Annotated in this window: 20 protein-coding genes; 8 read left to right on the top strand and 12 right to left on the bottom strand. The window is 74.0% G+C overall.

Annotated features, from left to right (window positions below):
* Positions 1-4 precede the first annotated feature (4 nt).
* Complete coding sequence (locus tag FB558_RS16665) at positions 5-1,402, top strand: APC family permease (protein ID WP_142054546.1); 1,398 nt, start codon at positions 5-7, stop codon at positions 1,400-1,402.
* 159 nt (positions 1,403-1,561) lie between these two features.
* Here FB558_RS16665 and FB558_RS16660 read toward each other — a convergent pair whose 3' ends face one another.
* A complete protein-coding gene (locus tag FB558_RS16660; protein WP_142054544.1) occupies positions 1,562-2,983 on the bottom strand; it encodes an Nramp family divalent metal transporter in 1,422 nt (473 codons plus the stop codon).
* A 33-nt stretch (positions 2,984-3,016) separates the two neighbouring features.
* Positions 3,017-3,769 (bottom strand): GntR family transcriptional regulator, encoded by a 753-nt coding sequence (locus FB558_RS16655; protein WP_142054542.1) that lies wholly within the window; start codon positions 3,767-3,769, stop codon positions 3,017-3,019.
* Positions 3,770-3,854: 85 nt separating this feature from the next.
* Between FB558_RS16655 and FB558_RS16650 the strand changes: the two genes are divergently transcribed.
* From FB558_RS16650 to FB558_RS16620, 7 genes are read left to right on the top strand one after another with little or no spacing between them, the layout of a single operon-like run.
* On the top strand, positions 3,855-5,255 hold the full coding sequence (locus tag FB558_RS16650; protein ID WP_142056499.1) for a sugar porter family MFS transporter: 1,401 nt from the start codon (positions 3,855-3,857) through the stop codon (positions 5,253-5,255).
* On the top strand, positions 5,252-6,466 hold the full coding sequence (locus FB558_RS16645) for an AGE family epimerase/isomerase (RefSeq protein WP_170231357.1): 1,215 nt from the start codon (positions 5,252-5,254) through the stop codon (positions 6,464-6,466). The genes FB558_RS16650 and FB558_RS16645 overlap by 4 nt, the downstream gene beginning before the upstream one ends.
* A complete protein-coding gene (locus FB558_RS16640) occupies positions 6,463-7,284 on the top strand; it encodes an SDR family NAD(P)-dependent oxidoreductase (RefSeq protein WP_142054538.1) in 822 nt (273 codons plus the stop codon). The genes FB558_RS16645 and FB558_RS16640 overlap by 4 nt, the downstream gene beginning before the upstream one ends.
* 1 nt (position 7,285) lies before the next feature.
* Positions 7,286-8,338 carry a mannonate dehydratase gene (locus FB558_RS16635; protein ID WP_142054536.1) on the top strand — a complete coding sequence of 351 codons (1,053 nt, stop codon included), beginning with the start codon at positions 7,286-7,288 and terminating at the stop codon, positions 8,336-8,338.
* Positions 8,335-8,949 (top strand): bifunctional 4-hydroxy-2-oxoglutarate aldolase/2-dehydro-3-deoxy-phosphogluconate aldolase, encoded by a 615-nt coding sequence (locus FB558_RS16630; RefSeq protein WP_142054534.1) that lies wholly within the window; start codon positions 8,335-8,337, stop codon positions 8,947-8,949. Before FB558_RS16635 ends, FB558_RS16630 begins: the two co-directional genes overlap by 4 nt.
* Complete coding sequence (locus FB558_RS16625; protein WP_142054532.1) at positions 8,946-10,397, top strand: xylulokinase; 1,452 nt, start codon at positions 8,946-8,948, stop codon at positions 10,395-10,397. The genes FB558_RS16630 and FB558_RS16625 overlap by 4 nt, the downstream gene beginning before the upstream one ends.
* On the top strand, positions 10,394-11,341 hold the full coding sequence (locus FB558_RS16620; protein ID WP_142054531.1) for an aldose 1-epimerase: 948 nt from the start codon (positions 10,394-10,396) through the stop codon (positions 11,339-11,341). Before FB558_RS16625 ends, FB558_RS16620 begins: the two co-directional genes overlap by 4 nt.
* A 22-nt stretch (positions 11,342-11,363) precedes the next feature.
* Here FB558_RS16620 and FB558_RS16615 read toward each other — a convergent pair whose 3' ends face one another.
* The 10 genes from FB558_RS16615 to FB558_RS16570 form a co-directional block, all read right to left on the bottom strand.
* Positions 11,364-11,759: a RidA family protein gene (locus tag FB558_RS16615; protein WP_142054529.1), complete on the bottom strand. Its 396-nt coding sequence runs from the start codon at positions 11,757-11,759 to the stop codon at positions 11,364-11,366.
* A gap of 32 nt (positions 11,760-11,791) precedes the next feature.
* Positions 11,792-12,052 carry a DUF6295 family protein gene (locus FB558_RS16610; RefSeq protein WP_142054527.1) on the bottom strand — a complete coding sequence of 87 codons (261 nt, stop codon included), beginning with the start codon at positions 12,050-12,052 and terminating at the stop codon, positions 11,792-11,794.
* A gap of 5 nt (positions 12,053-12,057) precedes the next feature.
* Positions 12,058-12,810 (bottom strand): dienelactone hydrolase family protein, encoded by a 753-nt coding sequence (locus tag FB558_RS16605; protein ID WP_142054525.1) that lies wholly within the window; start codon positions 12,808-12,810, stop codon positions 12,058-12,060.
* Positions 12,811-12,892: 82 nt separating this feature from the next.
* A complete protein-coding gene (locus FB558_RS16600) occupies positions 12,893-13,438 on the bottom strand; it encodes an HD domain-containing protein (protein WP_142054523.1) in 546 nt (181 codons plus the stop codon).
* Between the two features lie 290 nt (positions 13,439-13,728).
* Positions 13,729-14,505, bottom strand: coding sequence for an IclR family transcriptional regulator (locus FB558_RS16595; protein ID WP_142054521.1), 777 nt, complete (start codon positions 14,503-14,505; stop codon positions 13,729-13,731).
* Positions 14,506-14,535: 30 nt separating this feature from the next.
* On the bottom strand, positions 14,536-15,312 hold the full coding sequence (locus FB558_RS16590) for a carbohydrate kinase family protein (RefSeq protein WP_246106559.1): 777 nt from the start codon (positions 15,310-15,312) through the stop codon (positions 14,536-14,538).
* A gap of 162 nt (positions 15,313-15,474) precedes the next feature.
* Positions 15,475-16,152, bottom strand: a complete 678-nt coding sequence (locus FB558_RS16585) for a class II aldolase/adducin family protein (RefSeq protein WP_142054519.1) — start codon at positions 16,150-16,152, stop codon at positions 15,475-15,477.
* Complete coding sequence (locus tag FB558_RS16580) at positions 16,149-17,270, bottom strand: ABC transporter ATP-binding protein (protein WP_142054517.1); 1,122 nt, start codon at positions 17,268-17,270, stop codon at positions 16,149-16,151. The genes FB558_RS16585 and FB558_RS16580 overlap by 4 nt, the downstream gene beginning before the upstream one ends.
* Positions 17,263-18,051 carry an ABC transporter permease gene (locus FB558_RS16575; RefSeq protein ID WP_246106558.1) on the bottom strand — a complete coding sequence of 263 codons (789 nt, stop codon included), beginning with the start codon at positions 18,049-18,051 and terminating at the stop codon, positions 17,263-17,265. The genes FB558_RS16580 and FB558_RS16575 overlap by 8 nt, the downstream gene beginning before the upstream one ends.
* Entirely contained in the window at positions 18,048-18,953 is a 906-nt protein-coding gene (locus FB558_RS16570) for an ABC transporter permease (RefSeq protein ID WP_142054515.1), read from the bottom strand. The genes FB558_RS16575 and FB558_RS16570 overlap by 4 nt, the downstream gene beginning before the upstream one ends.
* Between the last annotated feature and the right edge of the window lie 190 nt (positions 18,954-19,143).

The raw sequence follows: 19,143 nt of genomic DNA, 5'->3' as shown, positions 1-19,143 counted from the left end.
AACGATGTCCCATCCCGCGCCGCACGCGGCGTCGCACCTCAGTCGCGTGCTGGGAATGCCCTCGATCGTGCTCTTCGGCCTCGCCTACATGGTGCCGTTGACGGTGTTCACCACCTACGGGGTGGTCACCGACCTCACTGCGGGGCACCTGCCTGCCGCCTACGTCGTCACGCTCACCGCGATGCTGTTCACCGCCTACAGCTACGGGCAGATGGTGCGCGCCCACCCGTTCGCCGGCTCCGCCTACACCTACACGCAGCGAGCCTTCGGACCCCACCTGGGCTTCATGACGGGGTGGACGCTGCTGCTCGACTACCTGTTCCTGCCGATGATCAACTACCTCGTGATGGGCATCTACCTCGAAGCGGCGTTCCCGAGCGTCCCGGTCGGGGTGTGGATCGTCGGCGCGATCGTGCTGGTCACGGGGCTGAACATCCTCGGCATCACCCTCGTGGCGCGGATGAACTTCGTGCTCGTCGCGTTCCAGGTCGTGTTCATCGCGGTGTTCCTGGTCGCGGCCGCCGCCGCGATCGCCGGGAACGGCCTCCCGTCGCTCGCCGAGCCGTTCCTCCCGAGCGGCTCGGAGGTCCCGGCGCTCCTCGGGGGCGCCGCGATCCTGTGCCTGTCCTTCCTCGGCTTCGACGCGGTCTCCACCCTCGCCGAGGAGACCCGTGACCCGCGGCGCCGCATCCCCCGCGCGATCATGCTGGTGACCGTGATCGGCGGCGTGACGTTCATCGGCGTCTCCTACGTCGGGCACCTGGTCTTCCCCCGGTGGCAGGAGTTCACCGACGTCGACTCGGCGGCACTGGACGTGATGCGGTTCGCCGGTGGCGCCGCACTGGCCGCCTTCTTCACCGCGGCCTACATCGCCGGCTGCTTCGCCTCGGCGATGGCGTCGCAGGCGAGCGTCTCCCGCATCCTGTTCGCCATGGGCCGGGACGGCGCCCTGCCCCGCCGCATCTTCGGACGGCTCCACCAGCGCTTCCACACCCCGGCGCTCGCCACGGTGGTGGTCGGGCTGCTGTCCTGCGTCGCGCTGGTCATCAGCCTGGAACTGGCCTCGGCGGTGATCAGCTTCGGGGCACTGGTCGCGTTCTCGCTCGTCAACATGTCGGTGATCAAGCACTACGTCCTCGACCACGGGCGCCGCTCCCCGGTCGGCATCCTGGCGTACGCCGTGGTGCCGGGCATCGGCGTGCTGCTCACGCTGTGGCTGTGGACCAGCCTGTCCGGCACCACCTTCGCCGTGGGTCTCTCCTGGGTTGCAGTGGGCTTCGTCTACCTGCTCGGCCTGACGCGGATGTTCACCCGCAGGCCGCCGGAGCTGCACCTCGGCGAGGCCGACGCGGACGCCGCCGGGCAGCCGGTCCAGGAGCCGGGCGCGGTGAGCACCGAGTAGACGTCCGTGGACCGACGGCGACGTCCCCGGCGCCGGCCGGCGTGATGCCACCCGAGTGGCGATGATCGATACTTCGGCGCGAAACGGGCGACTTCCACCCGCGAACGCGCCGACACGTCGATCACGAGGCCGGAAACCGGGTCGGGGCGACCCCGATGGTCAGGCGATCGAGAAGCCGAAGACGTTCAGGACCGAGTAGACGCCCAGCAGGCCGATGGCGACGCTGCTGACGACGAGGGTCGCGGTGAACGACCCGCCGCCGTGCAGCCGCGGGTCGGTCTCGGACCGGCGCAGGTACCACACGGCCACGACCGCGGCGAGCAGGAACACCCCGCTCATCACGCCGCCGACGAGGATCATGATCACCGGCGACTGGACGAACAGGTAGACGACGCCCCAGACCACCGGCAACGCCACGGTGAAGACGCGGACCCAGCGCGTGCGCGCCACCGGGTCGTGCCAGTCGAACACGCCGGCGCACGACAGCAGGTTGGCGTACATGCGCGACCAGGCCGGGGTGGCGGCCCACAGCGTGGAGCCGAGCACGGCGATCGCACCGACCAGGAACAGGATGTTCGCCCAGTCCCCGAGCGTGTCGGTGTACAGCCGGGAGAGCGTGGTGATCATCTCGTTGCCCTCGGGCACGATGCCCTGCGGATGCAGGACCGCGGCACCCATGACGAAGAAGGCCATGGTCGTGACCGTGTAGACGACCCAGGACAGCAGCGCGTCCTTGTACATGACGCGGATCCAGCCCTTGGCCCTGCGCTCCCAGTCGGCGCTGCCGTCGTTGGGGCCGACCCAGCGGGCGTAGCCCTTCTCGATGCACCAGTACGGGTAGCTGGTGATCTCGTCGACCGACACCCCGGTGAGCCCGAACATCGCCACCGCGGCGCCCAGCGCCCCGACCGGGATGCTGAACGTGAGACCGCCGAGCAGGTCGTCGGCGCCGTAGGCGAACGGCGTGAACGGCAGTCCGACCGCGATGACCACGGTGACCAGCGAGAAGATCACCACCAGCCCGACGGCCACCCGCTCGATCAGGGCATAGCGGTTGGAGTAGAGCGCGGCGACCGTGCCCGCGACGACCACCAGCGTCCAGACGAGGACCGAGGTGAACCCCAGGGGGTCGCCCCCGATCGGGAGCAGGATGCTGAACGCGACGGCGACGCTGCCGACGATCCCGCCGGTCTGCAGGACCTTCGACAGCGCCAGCACCACCCACAGGACGTTGATCCAGCCGATCCGGCCGACGGCGGGCGGAACCTTGTTGTAGCCGGTGAGCGCGGGCTGGCCGGTGGAGATGGTCCAGCGTGCGAGCTCGATCTGCACCGCCACCTTGACCAGGGTGGAGACGATCACCAGCCAGAGGATGACGAAGCCGACCTCCGCGCCGAGCGTGGTGGTGGCGACCAGCTCACCCGCCCCGACGATCGCGGCGCTGAGCACCAGGCCGGGCCCGAGGTAGCGCAGGCTCTCGCGCCAGGTGCGCGGCGGCTCCTTGATCCCCTCGGGGCTGAGCCGGTACGGATCGCCGGTCGTCACCGCCCCCTGTTCCGCCGTGCCGCTGTCGCCGGTCATCGGTCCTCCTCGCCTCGGTGCGATCAGGTGCGATCAGGTGCGTTCGGGTACTGCCGGGTCCGGCTCCGCGAAGTACCACGGGTTCCGCCGCCGGATCTCGTCGATGTCGTGCAGCACCGCGCGCAGGTGGGTGCGCAGCGCCGTCTCGGCACCGCCGCCGTCACCGGCCGCCAGCCGCTCGACGACCTGCTCGTGCTGGTCGACCATCTTCGAGACGATCTCGGGCATCGGCAGGCTCAACCGGCGCGCGCGGTCGAGGTGGGCCTTCGCCGTGTTGACCACCTTCCACGCGGTCCGGTGCCCGCTGACGTCGAGCAGCCGCTGGTGGAAGGCCTCGTCGAGCTCGAAGAACCGGCCCGCCCCCGGCTCACCGACGGCCTCCCGCTGGGCCGCCAGCAGCGCGCGCAGGTCGGCGAGGTCGCCCGCTCGCACGCGCGGAGCGGCCTCCCGCAGTCCCGCCAGCTCGATCGCCTCCCGCACGAACTGCGCCTCGGCGACCGCCTCCGGCCGGATGCGCGACACGAAGGTGCCCAGCCGCGGGTAGATCTCCGCCAACGCCTCGTCCGCCAGCAGGATCAGGCTCTCCCGCACCGGGGTGCGGCTGACCTGCAGCTCGGCGGCGAGCTCGTTCTCCGACAACGCCGTGCCCGGCCGCAGCTCCAACGACACGATCCGCGCGCGCAGCAGCGCGTGGACGCGCTGGCGCGCGCTCAGCTGCGGCGCCTGCGCGTTGGCGGTGCGCGCCAGCAGCAGCGCGCTGCGATCCGGTGCCCCAGGTGCGTCCATGGGCGGAGCCGTCCCCTCGCGTCTTGCGGAGCGTGACATGGCAGCTTGTATGGTAGCAGCCATATCAACTCGAGGAGGGTGCGTCATGGAGGACGTGACCAGCGACCGGACGGTGCCCGTGACCGGAGGATCGGGCCGCTTCGTGTACGTGGTCGCCGCGGCCGCCGCCGTCGGCGGCCTCCTGTTCGGCTACGACACCGGCATCATCTCCGCGGCGCTGCTCTACATCGCCGAGGACTTCGCGATCGGCTCGGGGATGCAGCAGATCGTGGTGAGCGCGATCCTGGTCGGGGCGATCCTCGGCGCGCTGGGCAGCGGGCGGCTCTCCGACCGGCTCGGACGACGCCCGGTCGTGCTGATCACCGCGATCGTCTTCGCGGTCGGCGCCCTCGCCGCCGCGTTCGCCCCGAACGCCGCCCTGCTCATCGTCGCCCGCCTGCTGCTGGGCATCGCGGTCGGCGCGTCCTCGCAGATCGTGCCCGTCTACATCGCCGAGCTCTCCCCCGCGCGCACCCGCGGCGGGCTCGTGGTGCTGTTCCAGCTCATGATCACGGTCGGCATCCTCGCCGCCTACGTCGCCGGCTACGCCTTCAGCGGCGGCTCGGGGTGGCGCCAGATGTTCGGCCTCGGCGTGGTGCCCGCACTGGTGCTCGCGCTCGCGATGGTCGTGCTGCCGGAGAGCCCGCGCTGGCTGCTGATCCACCGCGGCGCCGACGCCGCCGCGCAGGTGCTGCGCCGCGTGCGCGGCGCGGGCGCCGACGTCGCCGCCGAGGTCGCCGAGATCGAGGCGAGCCGCCACGACGAGGGCGGCCGGTTCCGCGACCTGCTGGCCCAGCGCTGGGTGCGGCCCGCGCTCGTCGCCGGGCTGGGCCTCGCCATGTTCTCGCAGATCACCGGCGTGAACGTGGTGATCTACTACGCGCCCACCATCCTGGCCACGTCCGGCTTCGGCGAGTCCGCCGCGATCCTCGCCACGGTCGGTGTCGGCGTCGTGAACATGCTGATGGTGGTCGTCGGGACCTTCCTCGTCGACCGCATCGGCCGGCGCCGGCTGCTGCTCGTCCTGCTGCCGCTGGCGGTGCTCAGCCTCGTCGTGCTGGGAGCGGTGTTCCTCGGCGGTGACCCCGAGGGCGCCGGGCGCGGGGTGGCGGTGGCCGCGATCATGGGCTTCATCGCGTTCAACGGCGGCAGCCTGTCTGTCGTGCTGTGGCTCTACGGCTCCGAGGTCTTCCCGTTGAGCGTGCGCGGGGCCGCGACCAGCGCGTCCGCGCTCACCGTGTGGGTGTTCAACCTCCTCGTGGCGCTGACCACCCTGTCGCTCACCGAGGGCATCGGCGTCACCGCGACCTTCTGGATGTACGCCGTCGTCAACGCGCTCGCCTGGTTGTTCGTGCTGCGGCTCGTCCCCGAGACCAGAGGGCGCAGCCTGGAACAGATCGAGGCGAGCCTGCGCGCCGGGACGTTCCGGGTCGGGGCCGGGCGGTGAGCTGGCACCGCGGCGACCTGCACCGCGCACTGCTGCAGGCGCGGGCCCACGACCTGGTCGCGTTCTTCCAGTACGCCGCACCCGACGCCGAGGGCGGCTTCCGCGCGCTCGACCTCGACGGTGCGCCGCTGCCCACGCCGGTCCGCGACCTCGTGGGCCAGGCCCGGCTCACCTACTCCTTCGCGCTCGCCCACCTGATGGGCCGCCCCGGCGCGCGCGAGCTCGCCGACGCCGGCGTCGCCTGGCTGCTCGACCGGCACCGCGACGGCGCGCACGGCGGCTACCGCTGGGAGCTGGGCACGCCCGCCGACGACGGCAAGCGCGCCTACGGCCACGCCTTCGTGCTGCTGGCCGGCGCCGCGGCGGCGGTGGCGGGAGCACGACGCGGCACCGACCTGCTCGACGACGCGGCCACCGTGCTCGAGGAGCGGTTCTGGGCCGCCGAGGAGGGCCGCTACCGCGAGGACTTCACGCGCGGCTGGGAGCCGGTCGAGGCCTACCGCGGGCAGAACAGCAACATGCACCTCGTCGAGGCCCTGCTCACCGCGCACGACGCGACCGGCGAGCGGCTGTTCCTCGACCGCGCGCTGAGCGTGGCGGGGCACCTGATCGACGACGAGGCCCGTCGGCACGGCTGGCGCGTCCAGGAGCACCACGACGAGGCCTGGCGGCCGCTTCCCGACTACCACCGCGACCAGCCGTTCGACGTCTACCGCCCGTTCGGGACGCTGCCCGGGCACTCATGGGAGTGGGCGCGGCTGCTCGTCCAGCTGCGCGCCGCGGCGCCGGAGCGGGAGTGGCTGCTGCCCGCCGCCCGCGCGCTGTACGCGCAGGCGTTCACCGATGCGTGGACCGGCCGCTCCCACCCCGCCTACACGATCGACGCCGAAGGCCGGCCGGTCGTGGGGGACGTGGTGTGGTGGCCGGTGGCCGAGGCGATCGGTGCCGCCGCCGCGCTGGCCGAGGCGACCGGCGAGCCCGCCTACGAGGACGACTACGTCCGGCTGTGGGCCTACGCCGACCGCTGGTTCGTCGACCACCGCCGGGGCGGCTGGTACCCGGTCCGCACCCTCGACGGGGCGCTCTCGGAGCGCCCGTGGCCGGGCAAGCCGGACCTCTACCACTCGTTGCAGGCCCATCTGATCCCGCTCGTTCCCACCGCCACCAGCGTCGCCGCCGGGCTCGCACCGGCGCACAGGAGGTCATCATGAACACCCCGCCCGCCCCGCCGTCGGAGTTCGCGGGCCGGACCGCCGTGGTCACGGGCGCCGCGAAGGGCATCGGCGGCGCCGTGGCCGCGCGGCTCGCCGCGGCGGGCGCCGGCATGGTCGCCTGCGACGTGGACGCCGACGCGCTCGCCGAGCACGCCGCGCGGCTGCGGGCCGGCGGCGCCCGGGTCGTCGAGGTGGTCGGCGACGTCAGCCGCGCCGCGACCGCCGAGCAGGCCGCGCGGCAGGCGCAGGCCGAGTTCGGGGGCGCCGACGTGCTGGTCAACGCGGCAGGCATCCAGCGCTACGGCACGGTGGAGAGCACCGACGAGGCGGTCTGGAACGAGGTGCTGGCCGTCAACGTCACGAGCATCTTCCTGTTCGCCAAGCACCTCGTGCCGCTGATGCGCGCCGCGGGCGGCGGGTCGATCGTCAACATCTCGTCCGTGCAGGCCTTCGTGTCGCAGTCCGACGTCGTCGCCTACACCGCGAGCAAGGGCGCCATCAACGCGTTGACGCGGGCGATCGCCGTCGACCACGCCCACGAGCAGATCCGCTGCAACGCGGTGTGCCCCGGATCGGTGGACACCCCGATGCTGCGCAGCTCCGCCGCGCTGTTCTCCGGCGACGGGGACCCGGCCGAGCTGCTCGCCGAGTGGGGCCGCTCGCACCCACTGGGCCGCAGCGCGCGGCCGGAGGAGGTGGCGGAGGTGTGCGCCTTCCTCGCCGGGCCGCGCTCGTCGTTCGTGACGGGCAGCGAGGTCCGGGTGGACGGCGGGCTCACCGCCGCCGCGGGCGTCGTCCTCCCCGAGGGGGGCTGACGTGGTGCTGCGCGTCGCGGTCGGCCAGTCGCCGGTCGCCACCGACGAGTACCTGACCTTCGCCGCCCAGCTGGGTGTGGAGGGGGTCCAGTTCAACACGCCGGACCTGCCCGGGGAGCACCGCTGGGAGCAGGCCGACGTCCAGGCGCTCGTGGACCGGGTGGCGGGGTTCGGCCTGCGGGTCGAGGCGATCGAGAACCTGCCCAACCACTTCTACGACAAGGCGCTGCTCGGCCTGCCCGGACGCGACGAGCAGATCGCGCACGTCCGCGCGACGATCACCCACCTCGGCCGGGCGGGCGTGCCGGTCCTCGGGCTGAACTTCATGCTCCAGTCGGTCTGGCGCACCGGCCTCGATGCGACCGGGCGCGGCGGCGCCACCGTCTCGGCCTACGACCACGCCGTCGCCGCCGACCCCGCCCGCCGCGACGAGATCTGGGTGGCGCGGCGCGACCGGCGCATCGCCGACGCGAAGGACTCCTGGGTGCGCGGCGCGCACCTGGGCGGCGACGCGCGCATCGACCACGACCGGCTGTGGGCCAACTACGAGTACTTCGTGCGCGCGATCGTCCCGGCGGCCGAGGACGCGGGCGTCCGCATCGGGTTCCACCCCGACGACCCGCCGGCCGACGAGCTGCACGGCGTTGCCCGGATCCTCACCAGCGTCGACGCCCTCGAGCGCGCCGCCACCGTCGTCGACAGCCCGGCGCTGGGGGTCGAGCTGTGCCTGGGCACCGTCTCGGAGATGGGCGGGCAGGCGGCCGTCCTCGACGCCGTCGCACGCCTCGGCGCCCGCGGCAAGATCCTCTACGTGCACCTGCGCGACGTGGCCGGCACGATGCCCCGCTTCACCGAGTGCTTCCTCGGCGAGGGCAACTACTCGCCGCTCGAGGTGGTGCGGGCGCTGCACGACGTGGGCTTCGACGGCTTCATCCTCGACGACCACACGCCGGGCCTCGTCGACGACGACGGCTACGGCTACCGCGGGCGCGCCCACGCCATCGGCTACATCCAGGCCCTGATCGCCGCCGTCACCCCCGGGAGGACCCCATGAACGCCGCCGACGCGCTCGCCGCCCAGTTCGTGGTGCCGGTGCTGCGCTGCCCCGACATCGAGGACGCGGTCGCCACCGCCACCGCCCTGCGCGACGGCGGGCTCGGCGCGGTCGAGCTGACGATGAGCACGCCCGACGTGTTCACCGCCGTGCGCCGGCTCGCCGAGGACGGCGTCACGGTCGGGGTCGGCACCATCACCGACCCCGACGACGTGCACCGCGCCGCCGACGCCGGAGCGCGGTTCGTGGTGTCGTTCCGCTGCGCACCCGGCTTCGTCGCCGCGGCGCGGGAGCGCGAGCTGCTGTCGGTCCCCGGCGCGCTGACCCCGTCGGAGGTGCACGCCGCGCACGCCGAGGGCGCCGGGCTGATCAAGCTGTTCCCGGCCGGCATGATCACCCCGGGCTACCTCGGCGAGCTCGCGCCGCTGGTGCCCGGCGCCGGGTACGTGATCAGCGGCGGGATCCGGCTCGACCCCGACGTGCTGGCGACGTGGCGCACCGCCGGGGCGCGCGCGGTGGCCGTGGGTCGCGAGCTCGGGACGAGCGGCGAGCACGGCGCGGATGAGGTGCGCAGGCGGGCCGCCCGCGCCGTCGAGCTGGTCAGGTCGTGAGCGTCTGGCTCGGCGTCGACGTCGGCACGTCGTCGGTCAAGGCGCTCGCGGTCGGCGACGACGGTGCCGTGCTCGCACGCGGCCACGCCGAGCACCCGACGCGGCGGGCGGGCGACCACGTCGAGCAGGACCCCGACGACTGGGTGCGGGGCCTGGCGGCGGTGGTCGCCCAGTGCGCGGACGCGGGCGACCCGGACGGCGTCGCGGTCGTCGGGCACACCCCGAGCCTGGTGCTCGCCGGCGCCGACCGGCGCGCGGTGCTGCCGTGCCTGACCTGGCAGGACGTGCGCGCGGGCGACGAGGCGCGGGACCTCCAGCGCGACGTCGGCGACGCCCGCGCCGCGGTGGGCACCGACCTGCCGTGGGGGCCGTCCTACCTGCCGGCCAAGCTGCTGTGGGCCGCCCGGCACGCGCCGGCGGCGCTCACGGCGGCGCGCTGGCTGCTGCAGCCCAAGGACCACGTCGGCCACGTGCTGACCGGGGTGGCCGCCACCGACCCGTGGTCGTCGAAGGGCCTGTGCCGCGTGGACGCCGGCGCGGAACCGGTCCTGCCGGTGCTCGCGGCGGCGGGGACCGGCCCGGCGCTGCTGCCGCCGCGGCGCGACCCCTGGTCGCTGTTGGGCCGCGTGGACGGCACCGGCGCCGCCGCGTCCGGGCTGCCCGCGGGCGTGCCCGTCGCGGTCGGCTGGAGCGACGCGCTCGCCGGGATGGCCGGGATCGGGGCGTTCGAGGAGCCCTCGGCGTTCCTGCTCACCGGGACCTCGCAGATCGCCGGGCTCACCGGCGCGGAGCCGGCCGGGCCGACGCCGCTGCTCACCGTGCCGGCGACCTGCGCGCCACTGCCGATCTGCTACGGGCCCACCCAGGCAGGCGGGGCGGCGCTGGCCTGGGCGGCCGCCCTGCTGGGACGCGAGCCCGACGCGCTCGTGGCGCTCGCCATGACCGCCGACCCCGCCGCCGTCCCCCGGTTCCTGCCCTACCTCGACGGCGAGCGCGCGCCCCTCTGGCGCCCCGACGTCCGCGGCGTCCTGCAGGACCTCGGCAGCGCCGCCGGGCCCGCCGAGGTCGGCCGGGCGGTGATGCGCGGGATCGTGCTGAGCACGCGGCACGTGCTGGCCACCGCGGCGGAGGCGACCGGAGTGCCTCCCGGCCCGGTCCACCTGGGCGGGCGCAGCGCCTCGCAGCCGGAGTGGACGCGGGTGCAGCGCGAGACGCTGGGCAGGCCGCTGGTGGCGCACCGCGAGGCGGAGACGGCGGCGCTGGGCGCGGCCGTCCTCGCGGCGGCCGCCGTGACCGGCGACCCCCTCGGCACCTGCTCGCGCCGCATGGGCGGCCGGTCCGGCGTCCAGCACCCGGACGCGGCCGAGATCGCCACGGGCGACGTGCTGTACCGGGAGTACCTGCGCGACGTCGAGGCCGAGCTCGCGCGGCGAGGAGGGGCCGCATGAGTGGCGACGGGCATCGGCTGAGCTCACCGGAGCTGGAGGTGCTGGTCGATCCGGATCGCGGCGCGGACATCGTGTCCGTCGTGCCGACCCGGATCGGGGAGAACGTGCTTTTCTCCTCGCCGTGGTCGGGCTCCCCCGCGACGGCCGCGCCGCCGCCCGCGACGGGGAACTCCCACGTCGACTGGCACACGCGCTACCGCGGCGGCTGGCAGGTGCTGTGCCCGAACGCGGGCGACGAGCGGCAGGCCCACGGGACGGTGTGGGGGTTCCACGGCGAGGCGGCGCTCGTCCCGTGGCGCGTCACGGCAGCGGGCCCGTCCGCGATCGCGTGCGAGACCGAGCTGACCACGGCGCCGCTGCGGCTGCAGCGCGAGATCACGGTGACCGGGCCCGTGCTGCGCGTCGCCGAGCGCCTCACCAACCTCGCGCCCGTCGCGCTGGAGGTGCACTGGGTGCAGCACCCGGCGTTCGGCCACCCGCTGATCGACCGCGGCGCCCGCCTGGCCGCGGGCGCGACCCGGCTGCTGGCCGACCCGACCATCCCCGGCACGCTCCTCGAGGCGGACGCCGCGTACGACTGGCCGGTCGAGCCGGTGGCCACGCTGCCCGGCTGCGACGAGCCGCGCGCGGTCTTCGCCTGCCTCACCGGGTTCCGGGACCGCGCCTGGTACACGATCACCAACCCGGACCTGGACCTGGCGGTGCGGGTGACCTGGCCGGCACGGACGTGGCCGCACGCCTGGCTCTGGCAGGAGCTGCACGCCGGCACGGGCTTCCCCTGGTTCGGGCGCGGGCACGCGTGCGCGGTCGAGCCGGCCAGCACCATCCCCGGCACCGGGACGACCGACGGGCGCGCCCGGGGCCGCGGTGTCGAGCTCCCACCCGGTGCGACCCGTGACGGCGACGTCGAGCTGACCGTCTCCGGGGCGACGCAGGCGCCGTGACCTGCCGGTGGTGCCGCCGCGGTCAGTCGGCCGCCGTGGCCTCCAGCTCGACCATCAGCTCGGGGAAGGCGAGCCGGGCCACGCCCAGCAGGGTGCTCGGCGGCCGGACCCCGGCCGGGCCGAGCCGCTCCCCGAAGACGTCGACGCACCTGAGGAGCTCGTCGACGTCGGTGGTGTAGATGCTCAGCCGCACCACGTTCGCGAGCGTCATGTCCGCGCCCGCGAGCACGGCCTCGAGGTTGTCCAGCGCCCGGCCGACCTGCGCCCGCATGTCCCCCGGGTGCTGGGGACGGCCGTCGGCGTCGACGGACGTCTGGCCTGCGCAGATCAGCTGCCTGCGCGTGCCCTCGACGATCTCGGCCTGGTTGTAGCCGAAGTCCAGCGACCAGGCCCACGGGTTGACGGCGGTGCGCTCCATGCCCGCCTTGCTCGTCGGCGTGACGATGCGCGTTACGGGTGGTGCTGCGCCCGCTCCACCGTGACCTGCAGCGCCGCCAGCAGCTCCCGGGCCGACTCGAGGCTCAGCTCCACCGCCACCCGGGCCGACGGCCCCCGGTCCGGGTTCAGGAAGTCGATGTTCACGGTGTGCTCGTCGGGGGCGTGGACCGGGTGGTCGTAGTAGACGGTGGCCGTGCGCAGCGGGAACCAGCCCTGCGGGCCCTTGCCGCTGCTGGCCGTGACGGCGATCTTCTCGGTGCTGTAGGTGCACACCGGGATCAGGCCTCCCCGCCGAGGTGCGTGGCGAAGAACGCCTCGACCCGCTGCCACCCGTCGACCGCGGCGGCCACCCGGTAGGAGGGCCGGTCCACGGAGAAGAACGCGTGGCCCGCGTCGTCGTAGCGGTGGAACTCGTAGGTCTTGCCGTGGGTCTGCAGCAGCTTCTCCAGCTCGTCGACCTGGTCGGGCGAGGGGTAGGAGTCCTCGTTGCCGAACAGGCCCAGCAGCGGTGCGCGCAGCTCGGCCGTGCGGTCGGCGAGCGGCTGCACCTGCAGCGGGAAGCCCTCCGGCGGGGTGCCGACGACGAACGCGCCGTAGCAGTCCACCGCGGCCTGGACATCCAGCTCGAGCGCCGAGAGGAAGGCCTGGCGCCCGCCGGAGCAGAAGCCGATGGTGCCGACCTTCCCGTTCGACGTCGGCAGTGCCCGCAGCCACCGCGCCGCGCCCGCCGCGTCCCCGACGAACCGCGCGTCCGGCACCCCGCCGCTCGCCCGCGCCGCGGCCGCCGCGTCGTCCGGGTCGGCGCCGGGCGCCTCCCGGCTGTAGAGGTTCACGCAGATCGCGTTGTAGCCCGACGTGGCGAAACGGCGCACCACCTCCTTGCTCTCCCGGTCGAACCCGGGCATGTGGTGGATCACCACCACGCCGCCCCGACCGCCGCCGTCCATCGGGCGCGCCGTGTAGGCCTCGATCTCGTCGTCGTTCGCACCCCGGATGCCCACGGTCTCGGCGAGCACGGCGTCGTAGCGCACGAGGATCCCCTCTCGATCACGTCTCCACTGGTCGCTCCCAGTCTTCCCCCCTCCGCCGTGGAGATCCACGGGCCCGTGGTGCTCAGGCGGCGATCGCCACGTCGAGCAGCTCGTCCAGTGCCATGGTGGGCGCGCCGGGGACCTTCGCCTCGTCGTCCCAGCGCCGGACGTCCATCGCCTCGCGCGCGAGCGGGTGGCGCAGGAAGCGGTCCAGCTCGGCCGACGCGGCCGGCCCGCCCTGCTGCTCCAGCGAGCGGACCGACACCGGCGACAGCAGCGCCGCGTAGCCGGGGTCGAGCGTCACGAGCGCCCGCTTGGCCAGCACGTGCGCCCCGACGAGCCAGCCGACCTCGTGGCCGAGCAGCCGCGTGCAGTACGCCGCCCCGGCGCGCTCGTGCGGGGCGTCCGGCAGCTGCGCCGACACGCCGGGCGAGCGGCCGATGTCGTGCAGCAGGGCCGCCGCGACGACCGCGGGCCGCGCCCCCGCCCGCACGGCGAGCGTGCCGCACTGCAGGGCGTGCGCGAGCTGGTCGACGGCCTCACCGTCGTAGGGCAGGTCGGCGACGGCGCACAGGTCGGCGCGCAGCCGCTCGCGCGTGGGGACGGGGGCGGTCGGTCCCTGGGTCATGGCGGCTCCGTTTCGGGGGGTGGCCGGGTCATCGCCGCTGAGTCAAGGGCGCAGGGGTGGCGCGCCCCTCAACCGGGCCTGCACGGGGGATGACGGTCCGGTGACCCCGGCAGCGGGTTGTCGCGCGAGGGGCCGTGATCGATCTGATCCGCACGAGAGCGCGCTCCGGACAGCCGTGGTGTGCGACTCACTGCCGTCCCGGCGCGATGATCGTCGCGAGCCGCACCCCACCGTCGTCCGCGGCACCGTGGTGTGCGGATGGGAATGATCTCGGCCGTGTCCCGCGAGGTCTATGCGCGCAGCCCCAACGCCCGCGACGCCTCGGCCGCCGCGGCGCGCAGCAGCGCGAGCTGGTGCTCCTGCTCGGAGTCGGGGAGGTGAGCGGTGAGGCCGCTCAGGCTCAGCGCCGCCACGGTTTCCCCGGTGTGGTCGCGCACCGGCACGCTCAGCGCCTTCACGCCCAGCTCGACGTCGTCCCGGCTGGTGGCGTAGCCGTCGGCGCGGATGCGCCGGACCTCCTCACGCAGCTGGTCGGCGGTGGCCTGGGTCGGGGAGGTCCGCCGCTGCAGGGGGCCCGCGAGGTAGCCCTCCACCTGCTCGTCGGGCAGGGCGGCCAGCAGCAGCCGCGGCCCGGCACCCAGGTGCAGCGGCAGGGTGCCGCCGACGCGCAGGGTGTGCGTGGACGCGTAGCGCCCGTCGAGCCGCTCCACGCACACCGCCTCGTCACCGCGCAGGACCAGCAGGAACACCGTCTCGCCGGACTGGCGGTACAGCTCGCGCATGGCGGGCTGGGCGCGCTCGCGCACGCTGAGGCGGCGCGCCATCGCGCTGCCGACCCGAAAGGCGCCGATCCCCAGCCGGTAGGTGCCCGGCGAGGGCCGCTCGACGAAGTCACCCGCCGCCAGCGTGGTGAGGATCCGGTGGCAGGTGCTCTTGTTCAGGTCGAGGCGCGCGGCGATGTCACCCAGGCTCAGCTCGTCCGGGGCCTCGGCCAGCAGCTCCAGCACCGCCATCGCCTTCACCAGCACCCGGACGGGTTCGCCCGCACCGGCGGCCCTCTCGGCCATCAGCCCTCCCCCGTCCACCGCTCGATCACGCTACGCGACGCCGGGAGAGCGCTCGGCGCCGAACGCGAGGGTCGAGGGGAGGTCGACGATGCCGGCGTCGGAGCCGAGGCCCTGCGCGACCAGTGCGGCGGCGGCGGTGCCCAGCCGCGCCGCGTCGGGCAGCGAGCGGCCCGCCCCGAACCCCACGAGGAACCCCGCGGTGAAGGCGTCGCCGCAGCCGGTCGTGTCCACCACCGGGACGTCGAACGCGGGGATGCGCTCGGCCCCGTCCTCGGTGACGACCAGGCAGCCCTGCGCCCCGGTCGTGACGACGACGGTGCCGACGCCGCAGGCGCGCGCCACCCCGGCGGCCTCCACCAGGTCGTCGCGGCCGGTGACACCGCGGATCTGGTCGTCGTTGGGGAGCAGGAAGCCGGTGTGCTCCCACGCGGGCGCCAGCACGTCGACGAGCTCGGGCCGGCCGATGCTGAGCAGGTCCATGCTCACGACCGTGCCGTGGGCGGCGGCGAAGCGCAGCAGGTCCGGCAGGGCGTCGCGGGTGAAGTCGCCCAGGACGTCGGGGCCGCCGACGTGCAGCACGTCGGCCTCGGCGACGAGCTGCCGGTCGACGTCGGCCGCCGTCAGCGTGGCCATCGCGCCGGGCGCGTGGAGCGCGGGCCGCTCGCCGTTGGGCCGGATCGGCAGCATGGTCGCGGGCGTGGCCTGCCCGGGCCGGTGGGCCATGTGGCGCACGTCGACGCCGTGGTCGGCGAGCAGGTCGAGCAGCAGGCGGCCGGTCGTGTCGTCGCCGACCGGGCCGATGCTCACGACCTCGGCCCCCGAGCTTCGCCAGGTCCACCGCGGTGCCACCGGCGGTGCCCGCTGCGGTGATCCGGATCTCGTCGAGGACGCGGCGTCCCTGCCCGGGCGGGATGTCGGGGACGGGGCGCCCGAGCACGTCGAGGATGTGCGCGCCGAGGCAGACGACCTTCATGCCGGAACCTCCGTGATGTTCCCGGTACGGCGCCGCGCGACCGCGGCGAGCTCCTCGCCGCTCAGGACGCGCGGGCTGCCCATCCCGGTCGCCATGACGTGCAGCGCGCACAGCCACTCCACCAGCCGGGCCCGGTCATAGGCGGTCTCGAGCGTGTCGCCGTGCGCGACCGCGCCGTGGTTCTGCATGAGCGCCGCGGTCCGTCCCTCCAGGGCCGCCCGTACGGATCGGGCCAGCTCGGGGGTGCCGTACGTCGCGTAGCTCGCCACCCGCACCGGCCCGCCCAGCTGCAGGACGTAGTAGTGCAGCGCCGGGAGCTCGTCGACCACGGTGGACACGGCGGCGCTGTGCAGCCCGTGGTGGTGCACGATCGCACCCGCGCCGGTTCTGGCGTAGATCGCGAGGTGCATCGGGGTCTCCGACGAGGGGGCGTGCGGCCCGTCCACCCGCTGCCCCGCGAGGTCGACCACCGACACGTCCTGCGGTTCGATGCGGTCGTAGGGCGTGCCGGACGGCGAGACCGCCACCAGCTCCCCCACCCGCACGCTCACGTTGCCGGCCGTGCCCAGCACCAGCCCGTCCGCGACCATCCGGCGGCCGCACTCGGCGACCTGCCGGCGAGCGTCGTCCAGCGCGTCGCGCTGTGCCCGTGATTCGCTCGCAAGCTCGCTCATCGGGCACCCACCGGCTGCTCGGCCGGCGTCTCCGCGCCGTCCGGCACGAGCACGCCGGCGTCCTCGGACCAGCACACCTCCACCCGTTCGCCCACGGTGACCGAGCGGCTCACCCCGGCGGTGTCGCGCACCTGCCCGCTGCCGCCCCCGTCGAACCGCACCAGCACGCGCCGGAACGCGCCCTGGTAGACGACGTCGGTGACGGTGGCGGACAGGACGTTCCCCTCCGCGGCAGGCCCACCGCGCACGGCGAGGCGCAGGTGCTCGGGGCGCACGACCAGCGCGACCGCACCCTCCGGGCCGGCCGGCGCGCGCAGGCTGCACCAGCCCGTGTCGAGCAGGCCGTCACGCACCCGGCCGGTGAACACGTTGGAGTCGCCGAGGAACGTTGCGACGAACCGCGACGACGGGGTCTCGTACAGCTCGGCGGGCGTGCCCGCCTGCTCGATGCGCCCGTCGCGGAACACCGCGATCCGGTCGGACAGGGCCAGCGCCTCGTCCTGGTCGTGGGTGACGAAGACGAAGGTGATGCCCAGCTCGCGGTGCAGCCGCGAGATCTCCAGCTGCAGCGACTCGCGCAGCTTCTTGTCCAACGCCCCGAGCGGCTCGTCGAGCAGCAAGGCACGGGGCTCGAACACCACGGCCCTGGCCAGCGCCACGCGCTGCTGCTGCCCGCCGGACAGCTGCGAGGGGAGGCGCTCGCCGTGCCCGCCCAGGTGCACCAGCTCGAGCGCCTCCGCGACGCGCCGCCCGATCTCGGCCTTCGCCACCTTGCGCTGCTTGAGCGGGAACGCGACGTTCTCGGCCGCCGTCATGTGCGGGAACAGCGCGTAGTTCTGGAACACCATGCCCAGGTTGCGCTTGTAGGCCGGCAGCTGGGCGATGTCGCCGCCGTCGAGCCCGATCCGGCCCGCCGTGATCGACTCGAATCCGGCGATCATGTTCAGCGTCGTCGTCTTGCCCGACCCGCTGGGGCCCAGCAGGGTCATGAACTCGCCCGGCCGGATCTCCAGGTCGATGCCGTCGACCGCAGGCGCGGCCGCGCCCGGGAACAGCTTCGTGAGGCCCTCGACCTCGATCCGGGCTCCGGCGACGTCGGCACCAGCGGTGTCAGGCATGACGGCGGTTCCTCCTCATGGCGGTGGCCAGGGCCAGCAGGGCGGTGGTGACCGTGATGACCACCGTCGAGGCGGCGGCGATCGTCGGGTCCACCTCGTTGGTCACGGACGTGAACATCCGCACCGGCAGCGTCTGCAGCTGCGGCGACTGCACGAACAGCGACACCACCACCTCGTCGAACGAGGTGACGAACGCGAACACCGCACCGGACAGCACCCCGGGCATGATCAGCGGCAGCGTGACGCTGCGGAACGTGGCCAGCGACGAGGCACCGAGGCCGGCCGCCGCGCGTTCGAGCGTGCGGTCGAACCCGCCCAGCGCCGCGCCCACGTTCACGGTGACGAACGGGATCGCGAGCACCGTGTGCGCGAGGATGAACCCCGTCGGGGTGCCGATCAGGCCCCACTGCAGGAACGCGGCGTAGACGGCGACGGCCACGACGATGCCGGGCACGATGAGCGGCGCCAGGAACAGCCCGTTCACCGCGCCCTTGCCACGGAACGCGGTGCGGGAGAGGGCGAACGCGGCGGCCGTCCCGAGCACCGTCGCGACGACCGTGACGATCACGGCGAGCTGGATCGAGACGAGCAGCGCGTTGAGCCAGCTCGGCTCGGTGAAGAACGTCGCGTAGTGGCGCAGGCTCCACGAGCTGGGCGGGAACGCGAAGCTGTCCTCGCCGGAGAAGCTGATCGGGATGACGATCAGCGTCGGCACGAGCAACCACGCCCCGATCAGGACCCCCACCGCGACCAGCGCGCGGCGCAGTCGTGCGGACCTCACGATCCCCCACCCCCGACCAGTCCGACCGGCGCCCCTCCGGTGCGGGTGAGCCGCTGCACCCCGGCCACCAGCACGAGCGTGACGACCAGCAGCGTCACGGCGAGCGCACCGGCCGCGCCGAAGTCCACGAGCTGGTTGACCTGCACGGAGATGAGCTGGGCGAGCATCGACTGCTGCGGCGAGCCCACGAGCGACGGTGTGACGTAGAAGCCGAGCGACAGCACCATCACCAGCGTCGCGCCTGCGGCGACGCCGCGCAGCGACAGCGGGAGGTAGACGCGCAGGAAGGCGGCGAACGGGGTGGCGCCGAGACCCATGGCGGCATCGACGAGGCGCCGGTCGATGCCCCGCATCGCCGAGTACACCGGCAGCACCATGAACGGCAGCATCACCTGTGCCATCGCGACGCTGACCCCGGCGGTGGTGCCCAGCAGCCGGGCCGGGCCCAGCCCGACCGCCGCGAGCAGCCCGTTGACGAGGCCGGTGTCCTGCAGCAGCACGACCCACGCGAAGGTGCGCGCCATCAGCGACGTCCAGAACGGCAGCAGCACCAGCGCCGTGAGCACCGCCCGCCACCGGGGCCCGACGATCGTCATCAGGTAGGCGTAGGGGTACGCGCACAGCACGCACAGCACCGTGACCACCGCGGCCATCCCCAGCGTGCGCAGCACGACGGTGACGACCACGCCGTCGGAGGCCATGCCCGTGTAGTTGCCGAACCCGAGGGCGGGCTCGCTCACCGACAGCCAGGCCAGCCGGGCCGCCGGCACCACGAAGAAGACCGCGAGCACGACGACCGCCGGCAGCGCGAGCAGCAGCAGCGGACGGCCCCGCGGTCTGCGGCGCGCCGCCGCGGGCACGGTCGCGGCGGGCGCCGCGTCGACCGGGCTGACCGACACCATGGACACACCCCACTTCGATCACGCAATCCGGTACGGGTTTCACCAACTGAAACGGGAGCGTCGGGGTCACAGCCCGTGTTGTCAACCCTCCACCGCGCCGGTTACGGAGTCGAAACGCAAGAGAGCAGCTAATTCACGTCCACCCTCTTGACGACCCCCGGCCACCCGACCATCCTGCCGGTACCACATC

It is taken from the genome of Pseudonocardia kunmingensis, assembly GCF_006716445.1.
GTDB classification, from domain to species: Bacteria; Actinomycetota; Actinomycetes; order Mycobacteriales; family Pseudonocardiaceae; genus Pseudonocardia; species Pseudonocardia kunmingensis.
This window is presented reverse-complemented; position numbering and strand designations above follow the sequence as displayed.

Excerpts from the sequence above, each read along its gene's own strand:
- FB558_RS16665 (WP_142054546.1), top strand. The coding sequence starts at position 5 with ATGTCCCATCCCGCGCCGCACGCGGCGTCGCACCTCAGTCGCGTGCTG.
- FB558_RS16660 (WP_142054544.1), bottom strand. The coding sequence starts at position 2,983 with ATGACCGGCGACAGCGGCACGGCGGAACAGGGGGCGGTGACGACCGGC.
- FB558_RS16655 (WP_142054542.1), bottom strand. The coding sequence starts at position 3,769 with ATGGACGCACCTGGGGCACCGGATCGCAGCGCGCTGCTGCTGGCGCGC.
- FB558_RS16650 (WP_142056499.1), top strand. The coding sequence starts at position 3,855 with ATGGAGGACGTGACCAGCGACCGGACGGTGCCCGTGACCGGAGGATCG.
- FB558_RS16640 (WP_142054538.1), top strand. The coding sequence starts at position 6,463 with ATGAACACCCCGCCCGCCCCGCCGTCGGAGTTCGCGGGCCGGACCGCC.
- FB558_RS16630 (WP_142054534.1), top strand. The coding sequence starts at position 8,335 with ATGAACGCCGCCGACGCGCTCGCCGCCCAGTTCGTGGTGCCGGTGCTG.
- FB558_RS16620 (WP_142054531.1), top strand. The coding sequence starts at position 10,394 with ATGAGTGGCGACGGGCATCGGCTGAGCTCACCGGAGCTGGAGGTGCTG.
- FB558_RS16615 (WP_142054529.1), bottom strand. The coding sequence starts at position 11,759 with ATGGAGCGCACCGCCGTCAACCCGTGGGCCTGGTCGCTGGACTTCGGC.
- FB558_RS16600 (WP_142054523.1), bottom strand. The coding sequence starts at position 13,438 with ATGACCCAGGGACCGACCGCCCCCGTCCCCACGCGCGAGCGGCTGCGC.
- FB558_RS16595 (WP_142054521.1), bottom strand. The coding sequence starts at position 14,505 with ATGGCCGAGAGGGCCGCCGGTGCGGGCGAACCCGTCCGGGTGCTGGTG.
- FB558_RS16585 (WP_142054519.1), bottom strand. The coding sequence starts at position 16,152 with ATGAGCGAGCTTGCGAGCGAATCACGGGCACAGCGCGACGCGCTGGAC.
- FB558_RS16580 (WP_142054517.1), bottom strand. The coding sequence starts at position 17,270 with ATGCCTGACACCGCTGGTGCCGACGTCGCCGGAGCCCGGATCGAGGTC.
- FB558_RS16570 (WP_142054515.1), bottom strand. The coding sequence starts at position 18,953 with ATGGTGTCGGTCAGCCCGGTCGACGCGGCGCCCGCCGCGACCGTGCCC.